Raw genomic sequence first — 21,692 nt, 5'->3', positions numbered from 1 at the left:
GAAGTATAGGAATATAAAATGCTTAAGTCGGGAATTCCCAGCTCAAGCATTTTTGCTTAACCGAATTGTTGAAAAGGGTCTTGTGATTATCTATACTTAGCTATATGGGGTGAGGCAGGAATTAAGACAGTAAATAATGACAGGGGGGTAGATTAATAGTGAGTGAACAGGATCTATCCAAGGGTGAAGAACGACGCAGTAGGATCATGAATACTTTGAAAATCCAGGGCAAGATCACGATACAAGAAATGATTGAGAAATTTCAATGCTCGGAAGCGACTGCACGCAGAGATTTGGATGTTTTAGTAAGAAAAGAAGGGGCCATACGTACAATTGGTGGAGCCCAATGGGAGGGCTTCTCGGGGCTTCGTGAGTCGTCCTTCCTAGAAAAGAAACAGCTTCTGTGGTTGGAAAAAGAAGCTATAGCCGCTAAAGCTGTATCTTTAATAGAAGAGGGAGACGTTATTGGATTGACCGGAGGAACCACGACCTATCTAATCGCCAAAGCGATTAAGCACAGACGGAATATTACCGTTGTTACGAATGCTGTTAATATAGCAATGGAATTAAGCGATAGTGATGGAGTCCAGGTAGTGCTAACCGGTGGTGTGATGCGTAAAAACAGCTTCGAACTATGCGGACCGCTTGCCGAGAAGGTTATTGAGGATTTGAATATTGGCAAAATGTTTATGGGAGCCGATGGGTTTTCATTGGAGCATGGCGTGACGACTTATTCAGAACTTGAAGCGAAGACAGGACGTCTGCTAATGGAGCGTTCAAGGATGAAGATAGTCGTCATAGACAATTCGAAGGTAGGGAAGGCTTCCTTATTCGGAATCGTTCCGTTATCCTCCTTGGATGCGTGTATAACGGATATTCCCCTAAAGCCTGAACTTGTTAGTGCTTTGGCCGAATTGAATATAACGATTCATTTGGCAAAGAGCCACCATACTGAGAATTTTGAGTAAGAATGTAAGCTTTCTGAGAAAACGTGATGAGGTGAATTATGGGCTTTTTGATTGGCATAGATATTGGAGGCACGAATGTCGTGTGTGGTTTAACGGATGCCGCAGGCAAGCTGTTGCACAAGCTTAAACAGCCAACGGAAGCGTTGATGGGGAGCAGCCATGTATTTGATAAAATAAAATTGATGGTAGAGGAGCTTCTGCGTATCGCTGGTCTGGGGCGTGAAGACATCTCTGCGATCGGTGTTGGAACACCTGGCTTTATTGATCCGATCCAAGGTATTACGTTGTTTGCCGGCAATTTACAATGGGTACAGGTTCCAACTGCTGAGGAGATCCGCAAGCGTACAGGTATTCCCACTTACATCGATAATGATGTAAGAATGTATGTATATGGTGAGGCGGTATGTGGGGCAGCCAAGGGCTATGAGCATGTGCTTGGCATAACGATAGGGACGGGGCTTGCAGCAGCCGTTATCAATCAGGGCAAGCTTTATTACGGAGGCGGATTTATGGCGGGTGAGCTAGGCCATATTGTGATGCCAGACATTCCTTATGTTTGTGGCTGCGGGCTGCAAGGCTGCTTAGAGACGGCGGTGTCTGCCACAGGTATTGCCCGCCAGGCCACAGAGCTTCTACAAAGAGGTAGGTCGAGTATTTTACGTGATTGGTTAGACGGCGCTCACGAGGACAAACTCACCGCAGCCGAAGTTTCCAAAGCTTATGATGAGGGGGATTCACTCGCAATTGAGGTGATGAACCACACAGGCAGGCTACTCGGCAGAGGTCTCGCAAATGCTGTAACCTTGTATAGCCCCGATGTTATTGTTATTGGCGGGGGTGTCGCTTTGGCTGGTGAACGCTTGTTTGCGCCCATGCGTGAGCAGCTGCAGAAATCGGTCTACAGAGGGTATTGGGATCGGTTGTCCATTGTTACGGCGACGATGATTGACGATGCAGGAATTGTGGGGAGTGCAATGTCGGCGAGCAATCGATTGGACGTATAAAGCCCAAGTCTACGCTAATCCTTCGATTATGAAGGCTTAGTGTTTTTTTTGCATGGTGATATTTGAGGGAATTTACCCATTTATACTATTTTATGGCATCCGTCCATCTCCTTTTCTACTTAAGGCATATCCTGTTAGAGGGTATTGTTGATGAATGATTTTCAGGAAGGGGTTGTTTCATGTTCTATTATGCAAATATGAAAGTGGCTGATGCCGGAACCCAACAATCCTTGCTTGAGGGCAATTATTGGCTGATGGAGAGGGATGGTAGACGATGAAGGGCATGAAGATCGTCATTATGGCAGGTGGCAAAGGCAACCGGTTTTGGCCAAGAAGCACAGAGGAGCTGCCTAAGCAGTTCCTCTCACTAGTATCCAAGGACTCGATGCTGGTAGAAACCTACCAGCGATTTCTCCGCTTCGTCCCAGCAGCAGATATTTATGTAGCAACCGTTCACAAATATACGGCAATTGTAATGGAGCAGCTAACTGAGCTTGATCCCAACCAACTTATTATCGAACCGGAACAGCAGGATACAGCGCCTAGCATTGCCCTGATTACCCGGCATTTTTTATTTGAAGGACGGGATGAACCGTTTTTAGCGATCCCATCCGACCAATATATTTCAGACGAAGTGGCCTTCTTTGAAGCTCTTGAAAGAGCGGCGGATGCAGCACATGAAGAGGGTGCAATCGTGACTCTAGGTATTGTGCCAACCCGCCCTGAGACAGGTTACGGTTATATTGAGGTTGTACACAAAGCCCATGACGATGGATTGGCTTATAGGGTCAAACGATTTATCGAGAAACCGGATCAGGACAAAGCTAATGAACTAGTTAAGCAGCCCAACGTATATTGGAATAGCGGTATTTTTGCTTCGAAACCCTCAACAGTTGCTGGTTATCTGGAGAGGTTTCAACCGGAAATGTGGCATATGCTCAAACAAAGCAATGACCAATTGCAACAAATCTATCCGTTGCTTCCGAGGATTTCGGTTGATTATGCCATTCTAGAGAAAGCGGATTTGGTCTACTGTATCCCTATTCATTTCGGTTGGGACGATGTAGGATCGTGGACGGCACTAACGCGATTATTCTCTAGTGATGAGCAAGGTAATCTGATTGGTGGTTTGGTTCATACCTATAATTCGGTTGACAATATCATCTTTTCTGAAAAGCAAAAAACCTTGGTTATTGGTGTGGAGGGACTCATCATCGTATCAACTCCATGGGGGCTGCTGGTCTGCCATAAATCGGAGGAGCAGGCGATTAAGAAGGTGTATATGTCCACACAACATACAGATCATAGCTCCTGAAATATTTGTAGCCCAGATCGTCCTGCGCGACTCTACTGATTGCATATGGACTAAACGGACGAATCGGATTTAATTCCTCGCTGGAGCAAGCCATTTTATGTTTCAGTACCACACGTGACATGTACCGTGTCATCGACAAGCGTGTTTCAATACATTGGTAAGAAGATGAAGACTGTAGCAACCAGTATGCAAGTTCACAAGCCGATTTGGATCTAATTGCATACGGCACTTTGCAGAATGTTTGTCTAGCTTAAGTCACCTTCATGAGTTTATAGTGGGAGGTACACAAATGAAAAGTTTGATTTTATGTGGCGGAAAAGGATCTCGTTTGCGTCCCTGGACGTTTTCGCGCCCCAAACATCTATTGCCGATAATGAACAAACCCGTCCTTTTTTATGGAATCGAATTGATGATACAGGCAGGCATTACGGAAATTGCCGTCGTAGTTCCTCCGGGGCTCCGGCAAGAATTTGATGATGCCTTGCGGGGAGGGACGCCGTGGGGAATTGCCATTACTCTAATTGTACAACCTGAACCAAAGGGATTGGCGGACGCTGTTCGAGTTGCGGAAAACTTTATCCAGCACGACGACTTTCTTTTATATTTAGGCGATAATGTGATCGATGGGTCTTTGCAGCCTCTTATACAAAAATTCCAGTCAGAAAATCTGGACGGGCTCGTGTCCGTAAGTCATGTTGATGCGCCGGAGCAATTTGGTGTCGTTCAACTAAGTGGAGAAAAAATTGAAAAAGTGGTGGAAAAGCCTAAACATCCTCCAAGCCATTTAGCCATTAACGGGGTTTATTTGTTTAAGCATTCCCTTTTCGGAGCCATTGCGAAAATCTCGCCCTCGGCACGGGGCGAATATGAGTTAACCGATGCCATTCAGCAATTGATTAATGACGGATTTCATCTAGGGGTTTTTCGTTCACCGTATTGGTGGAAAGATGCGGGACAGCCTAAGGATTTGATTATGTGTAACCAATATTTTTTAGATAAAATGCAAGGCTGCACATCTAAAGGGGCGGTTGATCAGAAATCACTTATCTCCGGTCAGGTTGTTCTAGGGGAAAATAGTAAAATCATGAACAGCATCATCTGCGGACCGGCTATTATTGGACAAAATACTACCGTTGAAAACTGCTATATTGGTCCTTACACCTCCATCTCGGATCATGTGTCCATTTACAACTGTCAGATTGAAAACAGCATCGTTATGGAAAATACAGTGCTGAACAGCATTCCACATCGCATTGAGAAAAGCTTGATCGGTGGAGAAGTAAAAATGATTGGGAAATCTCAACAATTAAAAACGATCCAGCTATGGATAGGAGACCATTCACATTTGTACTTCCCATGATAAATAAAATTTAACAAACATATGAATGACATGCATCCGAAAGAAGGATATTGGGAGCTCGATATGTATCCGATGAAATTCTGGGGATGCTTTTTTTTTGCGTGAAAATAGGGATGGACGGGCTTCTTGTTTATATACCATTTACGCGACGAAAAACTGCCGACAAGGACTTTGTCGACAGTCAGAGTTCATATTCATTAAGAAATAACCCGAACCCTGCCTAATTTGGCGAAGTATGATTCGGGTTATTAGGCTGTAAGTGGTTTCGGATACATAAGCTACCGCTGATTAACCATGTTTCGATAGGACTTCATCATAATATGTTTTTTGTTTTCTCAACTGCCGCTTTAAGTTAAAGTCTTTTTCTATTTTTTTTCTCGCATTTCGGCCAAAAGACTCCCACTTTTTCGGTCGTTTGGCTAACCATATCATTGCTTTTGCTAGCTTACTTACTGATCTTTCAGGTACTAATAATCCGGATACCTTGTGTTTAACCAGTTCTGGAATTCCTGCGTGGGTCGTTGAAACGACAGGCATCCCGGTAGCCATCGCCTCTTTCAACGTATTTGGAATGCCTTCTTGGTTCCCCTCTCGGTCTGTGTAGCTTGGAGCGCAAAATATATGGGAGCCGTGATATTTATCCTGGATTTTGCGGTAATCGATCCAAGGTATGATCTTGACACTGTTGCTAAGTTTATATTGTTCGATCAGCTTACGGTATTTGGTTTCACAAGGCCCTTTGCCGATTAAAATTAACTTTGCTCGACGTATCCGCTTTTTTACAAGGGCAAAAGCACGAATAAGCTCGGAGAATCCTTTTTTATCGACGAAACGTCCGATGGCCAGGAAATAGATTTTTTTCTTAGTGTCTAATTTACGTGTGCGGTACTGAAACCGTTCCAGATCAACGCCTCCGTATAATACGCGAATTTTTGCTTTGGGACAGCCCAGCTTGATAATTTGTTTTTTTAGATGCTTACATACCGGAAAGAACCGGTCACCAGTCTTAAAAACCGATTTTAATCGTTTTAAATTTTTTGCTTTCTTGGGATAAGCTGTGGCGTCTTTACCACGAAATCCAACGAACAAAGGAATTCTAAATTTTTTCTTCAAAAAATGGAATTTGTGCGCTAGAGACCCGTGATGAACGTGAACCCCGACGATTTTTAATTGCTTTATTAGACCCGGCTTGTCGTTTATTTCTTTTAAGGAAATAACAGACTCGGACTTGAACGGGGCTTCAGTCAACATAATACCTCGGTACCCGTTGATTTTGAAAATTTGCGGTGTTACATGACCATCCTCCAGTGAGTATTTATGGTGCAGGATAGCTGGATAATTACTTGTCAATGACGATTCCTCCTTTTACGGAAAGTTGTGTGCTTATTATTCAACGAGCGAAGCGTAGCCGTATTCCATCTGTATAATTTATAGGCGTTTTTTCTGATTTTATAGTGACGGTAAGTAGAGGGGAGCTTCTTCCTGTCATGCAAGCGATAAACAACAAGCGGAACTTTTTGGCAGTATCCCCGATAAGTTTTTGCTAAACGGAGCCACATATCCCAATCTTGGGAATATCGGTATTGCGAGTTGAAAAGTCCGGTCTTATCAAAGCAGGTTTTGCGTATGGCGGCCGTGGAGGTTCGAATAGTGAATGTTCGTTTGTACAGATGAAATCTAAACTTATTCAGATCATTAAATTGTTTAACGTTACGAATGGTATGATTCTTTTTTCCTCGTCTAGCGTAATAATAGCTATATAAAAAATCGCAATCCGGATGAGTATTTAAAAATTCTTTGTTTCTTTGTAATTTATTAGGAAGAAAAAGGTCATCCGAGTCCAAGAACGCGATGAATTTTCCTCTGGCTAAACGAATACCTGTGTTTCTCGCTTCGGAAGGTCCAAGATTTTTTTGATACACATACCGCACCCGATCACCAAACGTGCTTACTATTTTTTCGGTTCTATCTGTCGAACCGTCGTTAACCACGATGATTTCATAATCCTCGCATGTTTGCCGGAGCACACTTCTAATAGCTCTAGCTATATACTTATCACGGTTATACGTCGGAATAATAACGCTGAACAAAGGTGTTTCTCGTTTTTTTTCCTCATGGGCCTTGATCACCTGCTCAAACAGCTGCTCCAAATTCCTGGTTTGTACCAACAGGTCAAAGTTGGCTTCGACTTTGGCTCTTGCCCGCCTTCCGATCCCCCGCCATGTTTGCGGAGCGCGTATCAAAGCGAGCAGTTTTCTTGCAAGGTTACCAACGTCTTTTTCGGCAACGAGATGCCCGGTCACTCCATCCTCAATTAGCTCAGGGATTCCCGCATGAAAAGTGGATACTACAGGAAGCCCACAGGCCATTGCTTCTTTAATCGCGTTCGGAAGTCCTTCTTGGTTACCCGTCTGGTCCTTTAAGCTGGGAAGGCAAAAGATATGGGCCTGTTGCAAATGTTTGATTACCTCATGACGCGGAAGCGCACCCATAAATTGGACATGCTTCTCAAGGTGCAAGGCTTTGCTCAAGCGCTTTAGCTTGTTTTTTAATCGGCCGTCCCCGATTAGACGGAGCTTGGTATTTGGAAGGGCTTGATGGACTTGATGAAAAGCCTTAATCAGCACGTCAGCACCCTTCTTTTCAACCAGCCTGCCGACAAACAAAATCTCCACCGGGCCTTCTGCCGGAGCGGATCTTTCCTTATAGGTAAATTGATCCAGATCGATCCCGCTATACTGGACAACAATTTTTTCTTCTGGGCAGCCATGCTTGACTAACTGGTCCTTCATCGATTGGCACGGTACTGTGAAGCAATTCCCTAAGGAAAACAGACGTTTAAATGATTGCTTATTTTTTTTCATCATTTGGGTGCCTGGGGAATCACAACCGTGAAAGGAAGTTATGAGGGGAACTCCCCACATGGTCTTAAACGGCATCATTCGTATCCCTGCTGTACCGAAACGAGCATGAATCAGTCGAAAAGAACGATTCCGCAGCATGTAGTTCAACCTGCGATAGGTGGGGTCTATGATTACATTCTTCAACGGAAAATTGCCCTTATTTCTTCGTTTCCTGCAAAAAACGTAAGGCTCAAAGTTTTTCATTTGCTTGACTTCACCATAAATAAAGGTTTCGCTGAGCGGCAGAAAAGTGGAACGTACTACGGCGATGCGATCCAATGATGTTCCTCCCTTTGTGTTTATTATTGTTTACCTAATCTATGTATCTGTCGAACCGGGTGTATAGACTTCCGCTGAGGTTGGGTATATTTCTTTGACGGGGATTCTTTGCCCAAGCATTCGTAAATAGCCATGAATAAGGTAATAGGGGAAGTTTAGGCAGAAAGGAACGTAGGAGGTGGGAGGGTGGATCAGCTAAAAAAGCGGATAGAAAGTGAATACGGGTTCCACATCAAGGCATGGGATGTATTGAAGGACGATAAAAAATCAAGCTTAGTCGTTCGGCTTGTTACGGAGAAGCACTTAGAGTATGCACTCAAAAGCTTATTTCTAACGCCCGATCGGCAGCAGTTTATTACCCAAACGGAGCAGATGTTAGTCCAAAAGGGGTTGGAAGTGGCCGCTCCTATACCGACTCTGAATGGTGAGCTGAGCATGATTTACAAAGGTGCACCTTATGTTTTATATGAATGGATTGACGGTAAACAAGCGCAACTGCATCACCCAGATCACCTTGGAGCCATTGTTAAGATGATGGCCAAATTTCATCATATCTCCCGTTCTTTAATATTTCCTCCCCATATAAAAATTGAAGCACCCCCTGATCGTTGGAAAGAATATGAACAACGTAGACAGACGATGAAACACTGGCTTCGTAAACACAAGAATTCGGAAACCCCAATAGATGATATCATCAAAGACTATATCCCTTTTTTTTGTAAAATTGCAAAAAAGGCGTTAAAAGGACTAAGAAAGGCGAGTGCCAGTTACGAACATGATATTAGAAAGGTGTATACCTGCGAAAGCTTAGTACATGGTGACCTGCATCATTGTAACGTCATTTACAGGAAAGGCACTGGCAAACCGACGATGATTGATTTTGAGGATGTAAGGTACGATCTTCCCTCTAAAGACTTGTTGCGCATTTTCAGTATGTATAAGAAATATACGCCATTTAACAAAAAGGAATTTATCTACATGATGAAAACGTATGAACGCAACAATCCGCTTTCCCCCGAAGTGAAAAATCTTGTCTATATTGACATGCTTTTTCCACATATATTCGAACGAATGCTGCGCAAAAAAATATACAAAAAAAAGAGCGCTCAAATCATTAAAAAGCAGATCAAGAGGGAGAAGGATAAAGCAATATGTGTTTATCAGAATTATTTTAAGCAGAAAGGTCATGAAATGGAGGGGCAACTATGAAAAAAATCGCATTTGTCCGCACACGTTACCTTCCCCCGTCTGAAACATTCATTTATGAAGAGTTGAAAAATATTAAAAGCTTCAAGCCAATCGTGTTTGCTCGAAAAAAAATGAACTTAAAACGTTTTCCTTTTCCAAGGATAAAAAAATTGCCTCGTGGTTTGGGAGCCATCGCTCGAGCGTTCAAGAAAAGAAAAATCAAACTCATCCATGCTCGTTTCGGAAACGCGGGGGTACGTTTGATGAATGTGAAGCGGCGGCTGCGCATTCCCATGCTCACTTCATTTCATGGATTTGATTTGCCTACGAAACGAAACAGGCGAAAATCTTATCACCGGCGGCTGCCGATGCTTTTCAGAAAGGGCGATAAATTTACGGTTCCGTCCCATCATATGAAACGGAAGCTCATCCGTTGGGGATGTCCACGGCGTAAAATTAAAATTATGTACAGCGGGATCAATCTCAAAAGGTTTTTTTATACAGAGCGAGCCCCCAAAATAAACGCCAATGTCATCATTTCGGTCGGGCGGTTGCATAAGAAGAAAGGGTTTCACTATTTAATTAGGGCATTCAAAAAGGTGCATAACCAATATCCTTCCAGCCGTCTTATTATCGTAGGTGAGGGAAAGCAACGGAGGGAATTAAAGCGTCTTATTTCATCATTAAAATTAAAAAAACATGTTCGTTTGAGGGGGCTCGTTGCACATAGCCAAATGGCTGCCCTTCTCAGAAAAGCGGACATCTTTTGCCTTCCAAGCGTAACTACCATTGAAGGTAATCAGGAAGGCATCCCCAACGCAATCAAGGAAGCGATGGCAACGGGGCTTCCTATCGTTTCTACACGCCATGGCGGCATTCCTGAGTTGGTTACTAATGGCCAGCAAGGACTATTGGTACGTGAGAGAGACGTGAAAGGGCTCGCAAGAAAATTAAAGCAATTAGTGGGAAACCCGTCTTTGCGAAAAAAAATGGGGAGGAAAGGAAGTAGCAAAATAGTACGAAATTTTAACTCGGCCAAACAGGTGCGAAAGTTGGAATCTATATATCGTCAGTTAATCAGGAAAGGACGAAGATAAACATGGCAGGAAATGAAGATGGAAACAAATACCAAAACGAAACGACAAATGAGGATCCTGTCGAGAAGGAGTTAACGGTAATGAAACATCGCAATCCTCTAATTACTGTTGTCATTCCCACTTATAATCGGGCGAAGTATATAAGACGGGGCATTGAAAGCGTATTGAGGCAAACCTGCAAACGCTGGAAGATGCTCATTGTGGATGACGGCTCGAAGGACGGTACGAAGAAAGTTATCAGCCGTTATTTAAGCGATCCTAGAATCAGGTATGTAAGGCTTAAGAAGAACAGAGGTGTTTGCTTCACGCTAAACCACGCATTGAAGCTGGTGGATACCAAATATTTTTCCCAGCTGGACGCAGATGATTGGTATGAGCCGAACACGCTCGAAACGTGCTTGAAAAAGATGAAAAGATCAAGCAGAAGGGTTGCTGTCGTATACGGTCACGAAAGGGTTTGGAAAGCGAAGAGGGGCGGGAAAATTAAATATTTAGAAACAAAGAAAAAGCGTAGTATTCGGGGGAAGTATGATTTTATCAAATTCCATCCCATGATTTACCCGCGTTTTTACCGGACCAAAGCACTTCGGGCTGTTGGCGGCTGGTCGAGAAAAGTACCACAACGAGGTCGATTTGCGGAGGATAGACAAATTTTACTTAAGCTGGCGGGACGTTATAAGTTTAAAGCGACGCATAAATCGCTATATAACCGGTTGAACCACAGCAACAATATCTCCAGATCAAAGAACCGGCATAAATATGCCAACGTGACAAGATATCTATATAATAGAGCATTAAAACGATGGGGAAACGTGTATAAGGCAAAATTCGTCTGGGTTAACGGTCGATTAAAAGTAGGCAAATTAATAAAAAGAAAAAGATGAGTTTCCATTAAAATACACTTACCCGTCGTGTTTGTCTGCTTAAATGGACAGATACCCCGTATCATATGATATGGCTGCCACATAGCATATAAAGCAATGGAATAGCTACCGATGTGGAGAGGGAAAAGGCCGGGTTATGCGCCTTACTCCCTCTCACTTACAGAATAGCGAGGAAACTATATGGAACAAGACAAAAAATGGTTAACAACGTTGGATGTCATTGATGAGGTCAGGAAAGCAATGGAAGCGAACAGACCTCTTTCTGTAGTTCGTGTCGGTGATGGGGAAAACATTTGCCTTGCCCAATATAAAGTGTGGTCGATACGTAGGGTGCTTTCCACACGCTGGGCGAAACTGTCACGCAGCACGAACAGGAAAGGGGTTCGATTACCGAACGTTGAGCTCCGTGACAGATTGATTAAATCGATCAAGAAAGCGGACATTGTCGGTATTCCTTACTCTAAGGACATGGAAATATTGGCAGAGCATCAACAACATTTGCGCCGTTTAACGGACGCTTGCTTCCAAAGATTCGATATTGTTCCCGAAAAGCTTTGTCACACGTTCATTAATCGGCATATGGTCGAGAAGCAGGAATTTTGGGAGCTGCTGAACGGCAAAAGAGTAGTTATTATTTCCCGCTGGGCGGATCGGTTTAAAAAGCTGGTAGGCACGAAATACAGAGGATTTGACATTGAAGTAGTCAGGACAATCCGAATTGATCGCTATAATGAAATTCCAAAGGTGCTGCGCCAAATGGAGTCGGTGAAGTGTGACATTGTATTTATTTCTGCGGGTGTAAATGCCGTAATATTAGCACAGAAGCTGGCTGAAAAGCAGGGGAGGATAGCGATTGATTTTGGGAAATCCGCGGTATTTATGGTAACAGGGAATCGAAAAGTCAAGCCATGGAACCCGAACATAGCCCCCCAAGATCCAGTGCTTCCTATTGCTATTGAGAATCAATGTGTGCTGCTTAGTGCAACGGAGACCTGTGAAATAAAGGAGGAAGAAGCTTGAAAATCACTGTCATTGGTTCCGGATATGTTGGTACAACGACAGCAATCGTATTAGCCGAACTAGGCCATGACGTTATTGGTTATGATATCGATAGCTGTAAAGTAGACAAGTTAAACGAGGGTAAGCTGCCGTTCATTGAACCTGGCCTGGATGAATTGCTTACTAAGCAGCTGAAGGCCGGACGAATTGTTTTTACATCCAATAGTCAACCCGCTATAATGAGCAGCGAAATTTTAATGATTTCGGTAGGTACTCCTTCAAACTTAAACGGTGGAGCCGATTTAACGTATGTAGGGAAAGTGTTGGATGCCATTGCCATGCATATTAATGAACCTAAAATTATTGTTACTAAAAGCACGGTGCCTGTTGGCACTAACCGTTGGATGAAGCGACAATTGGAAGAGAAAATCGATACGAATAAGTACCCAATCGAGGTCATTTCAAATCCTGAATTTCTACGCGAGGGTGTAGCTCTGCATGATTCGCTTAATCCATCCCGGACGGTGTTGGGTGGAGAGAATAGTGCGGCTATCGAAAAGGTGAAGCAGCTGTATGCAACGCTGGAAACCACTTATTTTATTTGCAATTATGAAACGGCTGAGATGATTAAGTATGCTTCCAATGGATTTTTGGCCACAAAAATATCATTCATCAATGAAATCGCCCGGTTAGCCGATAAGGTCGGGGCGGATATTATAGGTGTAGCGAGAGGTATGGGATTGGATCCGCGCATTTCGCCGCATCACTTGTACGCCGGCATCGGTTATGGCGGCTCCTGCTTCCCTAAAGATGTTGACGAGCTTCTTCATCTGGCGCAGCAAAAGGATGCAAATCTAAGTATTCTTAAGCAAGTGAAGCATATCAATGATACACAAATAGATTGGTTTATTCAAAAAATAGAATCACAGATGAATTTGGGAGGAAAGCGGGTGCTTGTGCTTGGTGTCACCTTCAAGGAAGACACTGATGATCAACGCGAATCCCCAGGCATTCGGATTATTGAAAGGCTGTTAGTTAAAGGGGTTGAAGAAATTAGAGTTATGGATCCGACCGTCACTACTCTGGAACAAATGTATTGGACAAAAGGGTTTGACGATAGTGGAAAGCAGAGGGTCAAGATAGTCACAGAACAGGACGAAGCGGCGACCGGGGTTCATATGGTGCTGCTGACTACCCCATGGCCTCAATTTACTAATTATCCTTGGAAGAAGTGGGCTAACAAGGTCGAATCCGCCTATATATTCGATGGACGAAACTATCTCAACCCGCAGGAAATGCGCAGCAATGGCTGGCATTATATTGGTGTTGCAAGAGGTGAGCAGAAATGAACATTCTGGTTACTGGAGCAGCAGGCTTTATTGGGTCGCATTTAAGTGAAGCGCTGCTGAGTCTCGGTTATCATGTCAGAGGAATTGATCAGATTGAACACAGCCCCTATCGGAGCATCAAAGAAGACAACCTAAAGAAAATCATGGGGCATCCTGAGTTTGAATGGCTTGCTGCCGACTTGCTTAGCGTAGATTTGGAGGGTTTCGTCCACGAGGCTGATGTTGTGTTTCACCTAGCAGGTTTAGCTGGCGTACGAAACAGTTGGGGCCCATCCTTCGCTGACTATTTGCAGGCTAACGTTTTGCTGACGCAAAAAATTCTCGAAGCGTGTAAAAATTCTTCAAAACTAAAAAAGCTAATTTACGCCTCCTCATCCTCCGTTTATGGTGGAGGGACGGGATCATACAGTACCGAAAATTCCCCTACCCGGCCAATATCCCCGTATGGATTGACCAAATTAGCCGGGGAGCAGATTTGTTATATTTATTATAAACAGTTTGGGGTGCCATACACGGCGTTAAGATATTTCACGGTTTATGGACCAAGGCAGCGCCCCGACATGGGTTTTCATAAGTTTATGAAGGCGGCGCTGCTAAGCCAACCTTTAACCATTTATGGAAATGGTGAGCAAAAACGCGATTTCACCTATGTCATCGACCTAATCCAGGCTAATATTAGCGCGATGAACTACAGTCGGCATGGATCTGTGTTTAATGTTGGCGGAATTGAGACCACATCGGTCAATGATGTAGTAAGAAAAATTGAGCGTCTATCGGGAAAGAAGCTGCAGATCACTTATTTACCCGAACAGCCTGGTGATCCGTTTGCCACAAGCGCCGACATTTCGCGAGCCCGTGCGGAGCTTAGGTATAGTCCAGCCTTCTCACTCGACGAAGGAATGGCGGAGCAATGGAGCTACATTTCCGGACTTTACCAACCGACAAAGGAACATGGATAGACGAGTTCGGCCATTCAATTGATCTTGCTATAGGTTGGTGAATAGCAAGGGGGATCGGAGGAACAGGATGATCGGAATTCTATATAGCGCTCGGACGTTAAACAGAATGATCAACGGAAAAAGCTTTGAAAAGCCTGCTTTTTATGTGGAGGCCGCTCATAAGGCAGGTGAAGAAATTGTATTCTTTTCAGTATATGATATCAATTGGAAAAGGGGTACGGTCTGGGGCTGGGACGGAACAAAGCGAGTACGCTTAAAAAAGGTACTACCCCAAGTCATCATAAACCGAACGAGGACGAATACATTCCACTACAAAAACACGATCTGCCGGTTAAAACAGATGGGTAAAACTATTTTTAACGAACAAAACGTTGTCTCCAAATTAGACATTCACAACATTCTGGTCAAAAATCCTATGCTGCTCCCTCATCTACCTGCAACCTCATCAGTGACGCATCATGCCGTGGAACAGCTTTTTGGGGAAAACACCAGCTTGTTTCTCAAACCGAGAACGGCCTCCGTGGGAGACGGAATTATCCGCATACGGAAAAAGGACAACAACATGATCGCTGAAATCAACGTTCTCGGACGAACTCTGCGAAAAAAGGTCAGTATCGATCAGATTATCGATATCGTTAGAAAGAAGAAACGTCGATATTTAGTACAGCAGGGAGTTTCTCTAATGCCATACCAGGGAAATCCGGTCGATTTCCGCGTGTCCATGCAAAAGAACGGCAGCGGTTGCTGGCAGTATACAGGAATGGTCGGGAAGGTGGCGAAAAAAGGGGCCATCGTCACCAATCTCCACTGTGGTGGAACATCGATGAAGGCTTCGGAACTGTTTGCCCATTGGGGCTGGGATGGAGCTGAAATCGAAAGGAAAGTCGTAGAGCTAGGGTTGCGTATTGTACAGACGCTTGACAAGGAGCTGTCCCAAATTGCCGATCTCGGATTGGACATTGCCGTGGACGAACAACAGCATCCTTGGTTTATCGAGGCCAATTTCCGCGACATGCGAGTTACGTTCCGCGATGCCGGAGAAAAGGAGACATGGCAGTCGAGTTATTCTGCCCCCGTTAATTATGCAGCCTATTTAATCGGACAGCTCAATGAGCGTGAGGACCAGCATCAGCAGCAACTTAATGGTTCTGGCTAAGTGGATTAATTTATTCGAATAACAAGATGGCCTGAACCCTTTCTACAAACGGGTTTGGGTCGTTTTTATGCTAAAATTGCTGCACAGATTCCATTGCAAATTTAGGGTGGATGGCTTTAAGTCACTTGTCCATGTCAATTAAAAGGTTGACTTCATATGATGTTGTATCACAAGTAGGGAGGTAGTTTTATTGGCCAATATAGATGTCAGATTGTCCATTTTTGAAGACAATAACTTTGGTGGCAGACGGATTCGATTCACACGAGGTGGAGTAGCGATTAGGAACATGAATGCACTCCGTTTCGACGAGGAACTTTCCAGCTTCCGCCTGCAAAATGTTGTAAACCGGAACTTGGTCACACTGGTTCTCTTCTCCCGTAATAATTTCCAAGGCAGTTTCCGAGTATTTCGTGGTAGCCAGAGCGTAGCCAACCTAGGTAATTTCAACAATGAAACCGAATCGCTAATCGTTGTCGGCCGAATCCTGACAAATGCCCAAATTGACAACATCCGATCCACAGGAGTAGCACCAACAAACATCTTAGAAATCCGTCAGTAACTCTTTGCCCTTTGGCAAGGTTAACTTCTGTTAACGCTGCCAAAGGGTTTTTCTTTGGAAGGAATCTTATAATGTCAGAACGATCTAAATATGAGTAACTTTCTACGATTCTGTAGCATAGGTTACATGAGGGACTGACTTCAAGGGAGGGGAGGGGGATATGGGTGCAAAATCAAATTACAAAAATGGTTCATTATATGGCTGACTCGCAAGAGCAGGTGGCCAATATTATTGAGGCTAAGCGCCATGTTGCTGTTCATATATCGCTGCTCAATCAACAAATCCCAAAAGCAGACGCAAGGATGGGAGAAATTGAGTCACTGATGGAGCATTCTCTTCTTGTTACCAAGAGTATTACCTCCTATTTGAATAGCTTAGCAGATTTAGAAGACGCTTTAGCGGAAAATCTTAGCTGCGTTATGAAGGAAATGACTGATCAGCCTGGGGATGAGTAGGAGGTGATGCTGTGAGCAGACCAGAATCGTTTAACCGAATGTTGACAGCAGCAGCAAAGATTCAATTAAATATTGCTCTTATTTTGGAAGCGAAGGCTATTGAAGCAGACAAGTCGCGCGGTTGGATTTGCAATAGCCTGGATATTTCTGCCTATGGGGATCATGCCCAGCAAGTGAAGGAAACGATGGCTGTTCACGACCAGTTAATTGGGCTTATCGACGGTCTATCGAAGTTGGAGAGTGCGTTAGCCAAGAATCTGAAGATTATTCTCAATGAGAAGGAAGAGGAAGAAGCCATGGGCGGCGGAGGTATGGGTGATTTATTTAATACTGGTGGTGGCTTCAATTGACAGACCTGCTTGGGAAGCAGATCTATCATCAAGAGCAACTTATTAAGCTGCACCTTTTGACATCGCTTGCCCGAAGCCAACGGGCGCTGACCCATATGCTGGAATCCGTAGCGGATGTAAGCACGAACTCGAAGGAAACAGCACAGCAGTTGGCTGACAATATCGAGGTAATATCCAAGTATCAGCGCCAGCTTACTGCGAAAATTACCGGCATTACCATACGGCGGCGGGCGAGAACTCAAGGGCGTAACGGCAAGCCGTGGCTGAACCAAACTTTTACAAGAATCCGGATAGAACAACAATAGCACAGACCGCCACCAACAGCAGCCTAAAAAGATACATGGCAGGAGGTAGATCAGGAAAGATGACGATAATCAAAAAAAAAGAGCTTCGGACGATCCCCAAACCCAGCACTCCCAAACCTATCACTAAGAGGAAAACCACAAAAAAACCAAAAGAGACCACAAAAAAAACGGTGCTAAAAAGAAAAAAACCTTCACTAAATAAAGAAGATTCTTATAATCCTGAGTACAATAAAGGCTTTGATAACGGATACGATGAAGGCTTTAAGGCTGGGCATGCTAAAGGGACTGAGGAAAGCTTGGAACAAGCCAATGGCGATAGCTACAAAGAAAACTAACTTTGGAATGATGTATGGGCTGTTACCAGTTTTTGTAGACTTTGCGAATAATTTGTTGTTGCAAAAATTATCGATATTCCGTTATAATCTAATTCATATAGGTAAGATATGGGATTTATGAGATATAATTTCATATTGTATATGTCGGAAGCACCGCCATTCAAAGGGGTTATTACCTGAGTTTGGGGTGCTTTTTTTGTGAATTCTTACGGTGACTTAACGGATATTGAAGCTTAAGCTTAAGCTTAAGCTTAAATCCGGTGAAAAGTTGCCTTCTAACAAATACGAGAGTCAATAGAAAATAGCGTTATAAAAGGGAGAGAATGAGATGAAAAAAATGATAATGATCGCAGCTACAGCTTTATCTATCCTAACAGTCCATACAGCAGCTTATGCAGCAGATTTAACCGACCTTACTGGGCATTGGGCAGGGAAGAGCATTAGTACGGCCATAACAAAGGGCTATGTAGACGGATACCCTGACGGCACGTTTAAACCCGAACAAAATATAAGCCGTGCCGAGTTTATCAAACTGGCGGTTACGGCTTTGTCATTTAAAATCAATCCGAATCCGTCAGCTCTATGGTATGAACCCTTTGTCCAATCCTCGGTAACGAACGGCTTACATATGTACGAGGACTATACAAGCGGGGATATCGATACACCGATCACACGCGAAGAGATGGCAAGGATCGCCGTTAGAAGCGTAGGGGAGAAGAATACAGACGCTTTAAAGTGGATGTATTTGGCTACCAGCAAAGGGATTATTAATGGCATGGACGACCAAGGAACGATCGGAGCAGAGGAACCAACAACTAGGGCACAAGCCATAACGGTTATCGAGCGAATGCTGAAGCTTAAATCCGGTGAAAAGCTACCAACGGATAAATACGCAACTTCTGCCGCTGAGATTGCCTGGCACCGGACGAATGTGTATACGATGGCTCCTGAATATTTCGGCGTGGGGGCTGCACGTGGAAATCCCTTTAAGTTTGAAGAGCTTCGCTATGAGGATGGCAAAGGAAATTATTCAGAAACGGAAAAGTACATCGTTGTGGATATGGGCGACCCTACTGATCCGAACCGGAAGTTAATTCCGGATAATATGAGGTGGATCATGGCTATTGGTAATGAACGCACATCAACCAAGGATGTACCAGCCAATGCCTATGCCTTCTTATCATTTGATCATTTCTATGTGGAAAGCGATACTCGATTACCAGGCTTTCTATACTCTTATTTGGACGTAAGGAACATGTATGTCACAGGCGATAACTTTGGGAAAGACGGGCAGTTGCTTGATGTTACCCCGTATGCAGAATCTGCTGGGGACGGGCCGTATATCAAATTCGGCCGGATCACTTTGCCCGCAGGTACCCACGATATACGGCTAGTAACAGGGCAATTGGTTCCCAAGATGAAAGGTGTAGATGGAGAGGGATTTGGTATCTATAAAAGACCTGCACAAGGATTGGGTGAAAAAGGAAGTCCAGTTTTTTTTGAATCTGTAATCAATAAATCTTTGGGAGGAAAGTAATGGTGAAAAAGCTCCTATATATAACCATAGCTTTGTCTCTATTCCTAACAGATTTTCTTTTTGTACTCCAACCAAGTGAAGCTCAAGCTGCTGAAATGCTGGCTCCCCAAGCTGTGACTTACCAGGATGGGGATATGCTCTTTACGATGACTGACGGCAACTCCTATGGTTCCAAGCAACAAAGTGTAACCCCGAATGAGGTCACGGTCATAAACCCTACATCGGATCCCATTACCAAGGTAGAGTTAAGGGACGCAAATACCCATACGGTTTTGCAAGAAATGGTCCATGTTAGCGGGAACCAATATAAAGCTGCAGCGCCTATTTCACAACAAGGACAAATCATAGTAGGAACTCCCACCTATGTATCGCTTGATGCTGGCTCCTTTCAATGGTTTAGAGATCCCAACAAAAAAGTTTGGATGTTTGATTATGATGATCCTGCAGCAGAGGGAGGATTAACACATCGTTTTTACAGAAACAAAGATAACGCTATATATGATGCTCCACCACCAAACTCTTGCTTACAACATAAAGGCGGGATGCCTTATGGCCTTCCCGCGTATCCGTCTGGATACGAATCTACCGTAACCTTTTGTGACAGTGCCTATGATTATAGGGAAGGCATCTTGCCTGTAGCGGAATTAAGCGTATTAAGTAATACCTCCATAAAAATGAATACAAGTGATGCTGTACATCTGGAGTTCAACACTAGCGATTTTCAACTGGATGATGCAGGTACATTAAAGGCAGCTAATATAAGCGGAATGTCTACCGACTATATTGACATTCCAACCATGGCCTACCGGTTTAGCTTTACCACGCTGTTTTCAACAAATCCGGATGAACCACCCGACGATAGTCCCGATGGCCGCGTTCTGACTTGGTACAGCAACTGGAAAATCAAGCTAACTGGCTATGTCTACAAATACCCAAAGCTCGAAGCTGTAGCCTACACCACGGCACCCACGGCTAAAACCGACTTAAGCATACCGTCCTTAACCGGTCCCTCCTGCATCGAAGCAGGAACCAGCGCTACCTTCAGCTACAAAATTTCCAATTCCGGACCCGCGACTTCAACCGTATTTAAAGTCAAAATTAGTGCCGATGGTACGGAAATACATACATTCAGCTATCAAAATGGCATAGGGATGGAAACCGTGAATGGCAATTTTAATTATACCTTCCCAGCAGCAGGAACAAAGTCCATCACGGTACTCGCTAATAGCGACAATGCTCTCGATGAAGAATCGACAACTAACAATTTAAAGACCGTTCCATTTACAGTGGTAGCCGATTGTGATCCAGCAGAGGAAGAACCCGGAGGCTGCAGCTTGGGGGCGGCTTGCCCCGGCGAATGGACGGGAACCTTGACCGTCCATTATCCAACGATTGATTGGAAGGACCCTAACGATTTTCAAGTTACCCTCATCAACCCAGCCAATGGCTGTACAGCCCAAAAAGGCAGGTTCTTGGTATCCCAAGGAACGAAACAATACGCTTATGGCTGGGCAACTATCGTTGGCACCACAGACAGTACGGGCTTTGGCTGGGGGATGGGCGGTTCCTCCACCTACCCTGCCAATATCGATGCCGGTACGGTGACAGTCCTTTATACCGTGGAAGACAGCTGCGGTAGCATTTCCAACATCGGCCCGGAACCGTTCGAAATCGTGAAGGTAGCCGGTGCGCCCACTGTTATCTTATCTTGGTACGATAGCGCCACAAATGCGGAAGTAACCGATGTGATCCAAGGGACAAACGTTTATTTAAAACCTAAAATTACAGATAGCCAGAATGAGAATGTGACGCGGCTATGGAATTTCAACAATGGATCCCCTTGGGCCTCCGGCTTGCCAGCAGCTAAAGCATGGGCAACACCATTTACAGCAGCCCAATACACAAATATCGTTGCGTCTGAGAAAGGCAGCCATAAGGTGTGTGTTACGGGGACAAATGAATCCTTAGTAGCTGCCACCGGTTGTGCGACACTTTATGTCATTGGACCTGAACCTATAGCTGTGATCGATGTTGGGGGATGGCTGAAAGAAGGCCGCCGGATCGAACTATCCGGCAGCCGGAGCAGCAGCCCCAAAGGATCAGCGTTGTCGTATGCTTGGACGATCGCACCTATTGCTGGGCAAACAACCGGTACACAAGCTGAGATCCAGTACATAGCCCCGTTGTCGGGTGTTGTCAAAGACTTTAAAACGCCCAAGCTGGGCAATTACCAAGTCACGCTAGTTGTTACCGACACCGAAGGCTTAACGGGGACAGCGTATAAGGTTGTTATTGTAGCGCCAGACATCCCGCCGATCAACTCCATTGTCGGCAACAATGTAGCGACAAGGCAACCCTCAGACCGGGGGCTGGGCACCTTTACCTTGATCGGTAATGCTTTTAGTATCGACCAAGACCTGATTGTCAAACGGCATTGGTCGTTCTCCTATGACTATAATAATGACGGGATTTTTAATGAGCCTGGCACAGTTGAAATTGATGAAGATACTTTGGTCATGGGCTGGGAATATCCCTATACATCAGGATTAGAAACGTTACGGATCTTCAAAACAGGAGTGAATACGATCCAGGTGAAGGGGGAGCATGTAGGGAAATATAATACGACCTTTCGGGCAACCGAAGCTCCCGGGCAGCCTACCAACCTCATCCATTAAATAATTAGGGATAGC

The 21,692-nt window shown here is 44.3% G+C and carries 20 protein-coding genes; 18 read left to right on the top strand and 2 right to left on the bottom strand.

Annotated features, from left to right (window positions below; translation table 11 throughout):
* The first annotated feature begins 158 nt into the window (after positions 1–158).
* The 4 genes from G9U52_RS10215 to G9U52_RS10200 all read left to right on the top strand — a co-directional run bounded on the left by G9U52_RS10215 (position 159) and on the right by G9U52_RS10200 (position 4,647).
* The gene (locus G9U52_RS10215; RefSeq protein ID WP_166148970.1) at positions 159–968 is read left to right on the top strand and encodes a DeoR/GlpR family DNA-binding transcription regulator; all 810 of its coding nucleotides are present in this window, start codon (positions 159–161) and stop codon (positions 966–968) included.
* 38 nt (positions 969–1,006) lie between these two features.
* On the top strand, positions 1,007–1,972 hold the full coding sequence (locus G9U52_RS10210; protein ID WP_166148968.1) for an ROK family protein: 966 nt from the start codon (positions 1,007–1,009) through the stop codon (positions 1,970–1,972).
* 274 nt (positions 1,973–2,246) lie between these two features.
* Positions 2,247–3,287, top strand: coding sequence for a mannose-1-phosphate guanylyltransferase (locus tag G9U52_RS10205; RefSeq protein WP_311764843.1), 1,041 nt, complete (start codon positions 2,247–2,249; stop codon positions 3,285–3,287).
* Between the two features lie 289 nt (positions 3,288–3,576).
* Positions 3,577–4,647, top strand: coding sequence for a glucose-1-phosphate thymidylyltransferase (locus G9U52_RS10200; RefSeq protein ID WP_166148966.1), 1,071 nt, complete (start codon positions 3,577–3,579; stop codon positions 4,645–4,647).
* Positions 4,648–4,935: 288 nt separating this feature from the next.
* On the opposite strand, the gene G9U52_RS10195 is transcribed toward G9U52_RS10200, so the two are convergent.
* A complete protein-coding gene (locus tag G9U52_RS10195; RefSeq protein ID WP_166148964.1) occupies positions 4,936–5,997 on the bottom strand; it encodes a glycosyltransferase in 1,062 nt (353 codons plus the stop codon).
* The gene (locus G9U52_RS10190; protein ID WP_166148962.1) at positions 5,994–7,829 is read right to left on the bottom strand and encodes a glycosyltransferase; all 1,836 of its coding nucleotides are present in this window, start codon (positions 7,827–7,829) and stop codon (positions 5,994–5,996) included. Before G9U52_RS10190 ends, G9U52_RS10195 begins: the two co-directional genes overlap by 4 nt.
* A 249-nt stretch (positions 7,830–8,078) precedes the next feature.
* On the opposite strand from G9U52_RS10190, the gene G9U52_RS10185 reads away from it, so the two are divergent.
* The 14 genes from G9U52_RS10185 to G9U52_RS10120 all read left to right on the top strand — a co-directional run bounded on the left by G9U52_RS10185 (position 8,079) and on the right by G9U52_RS10120 (position 21,677).
* A complete protein-coding gene (locus tag G9U52_RS10185; protein WP_166148960.1) occupies positions 8,079–9,038 on the top strand; it encodes a YutH/CotS family kinase-like spore coat protein in 960 nt (319 codons plus the stop codon).
* Entirely contained in the window at positions 9,035–10,114 is a 1,080-nt protein-coding gene (locus G9U52_RS10180) for a glycosyltransferase (protein ID WP_166148958.1), read from the top strand. Before G9U52_RS10185 ends, G9U52_RS10180 begins: the two co-directional genes overlap by 4 nt.
* Positions 10,115–10,116: 2 nt before the next feature.
* Positions 10,117–10,998, top strand: coding sequence for a glycosyltransferase family 2 protein (locus tag G9U52_RS10175; protein WP_166148956.1), 882 nt, complete (start codon positions 10,117–10,119; stop codon positions 10,996–10,998).
* Positions 10,999–11,178: 180 nt separating this feature from the next.
* Positions 11,179–12,018 (top strand): GT-D fold domain-containing protein, encoded by an 840-nt coding sequence (locus G9U52_RS10170; protein WP_166148954.1) that lies wholly within the window; start codon positions 11,179–11,181, stop codon positions 12,016–12,018.
* Positions 12,015–13,346: a UDP-glucose dehydrogenase family protein gene (locus G9U52_RS10165; protein ID WP_166148952.1), complete on the top strand. Its 1,332-nt coding sequence runs from the start codon at positions 12,015–12,017 to the stop codon at positions 13,344–13,346. Before G9U52_RS10170 ends, G9U52_RS10165 begins: the two co-directional genes overlap by 4 nt.
* Entirely contained in the window at positions 13,343–14,305 is a 963-nt protein-coding gene (locus G9U52_RS10160; RefSeq protein WP_166148950.1) for an NAD-dependent epimerase/dehydratase family protein, read from the top strand. Before G9U52_RS10165 ends, G9U52_RS10160 begins: the two co-directional genes overlap by 4 nt.
* A 67-nt stretch (positions 14,306–14,372) precedes the next feature.
* Positions 14,373–15,461 carry a YheC/YheD family endospore coat-associated protein gene (locus G9U52_RS10155; protein ID WP_166148948.1) on the top strand — a complete coding sequence of 363 codons (1,089 nt, stop codon included), beginning with the start codon at positions 14,373–14,375 and terminating at the stop codon, positions 15,459–15,461.
* A gap of 190 nt (positions 15,462–15,651) precedes the next feature.
* Complete coding sequence (locus G9U52_RS10150) at positions 15,652–16,020, top strand: beta/gamma crystallin family protein (RefSeq protein WP_166148946.1); 369 nt, start codon at positions 15,652–15,654, stop codon at positions 16,018–16,020.
* A 164-nt stretch (positions 16,021–16,184) separates the two neighbouring features.
* A complete protein-coding gene (locus G9U52_RS10145) occupies positions 16,185–16,475 on the top strand; it encodes a hypothetical protein (protein WP_166148944.1) in 291 nt (96 codons plus the stop codon).
* Positions 16,476–16,486: 11 nt separating this feature from the next.
* Positions 16,487–16,825, top strand: a complete 339-nt coding sequence (locus G9U52_RS10140; RefSeq protein WP_166148942.1) for an alpha-helical endospore appendage domain-containing protein — start codon at positions 16,487–16,489, stop codon at positions 16,823–16,825.
* Positions 16,822–17,130, top strand: a complete 309-nt coding sequence (locus G9U52_RS10135) for a hypothetical protein (RefSeq protein ID WP_243767246.1) — start codon at positions 16,822–16,824, stop codon at positions 17,128–17,130. Before G9U52_RS10140 ends, G9U52_RS10135 begins: the two co-directional genes overlap by 4 nt.
* A gap of 59 nt (positions 17,131–17,189) precedes the next feature.
* A complete protein-coding gene (locus G9U52_RS10130) occupies positions 17,190–17,465 on the top strand; it encodes a hypothetical protein (RefSeq protein WP_166148940.1) in 276 nt (91 codons plus the stop codon).
* A 328-nt stretch (positions 17,466–17,793) separates the two neighbouring features.
* Positions 17,794–19,002, top strand: a complete 1,209-nt coding sequence (locus tag G9U52_RS10125) for an S-layer homology domain-containing protein (RefSeq protein WP_166148938.1) — start codon at positions 17,794–17,796, stop codon at positions 19,000–19,002.
* Positions 19,002–21,677, top strand: coding sequence for a CARDB domain-containing protein (locus tag G9U52_RS10120; RefSeq protein ID WP_166148936.1), 2,676 nt, complete (start codon positions 19,002–19,004; stop codon positions 21,675–21,677). The genes G9U52_RS10125 and G9U52_RS10120 overlap by 1 nt, the downstream gene beginning before the upstream one ends.
* Positions 21,678–21,692 lie beyond the last annotated feature (15 nt).

The organism is Paenibacillus agricola (assembly GCF_011440305.1).
Classification (GTDB): domain Bacteria; phylum Bacillota; class Bacilli; order Paenibacillales; family NBRC-103111; genus Paenibacillus_S; species Paenibacillus_S agricola.
The sequence above is the reverse complement of the archived record's forward strand: the minus strand, read 5'-3'. Positions and strand labels throughout refer to the sequence as shown.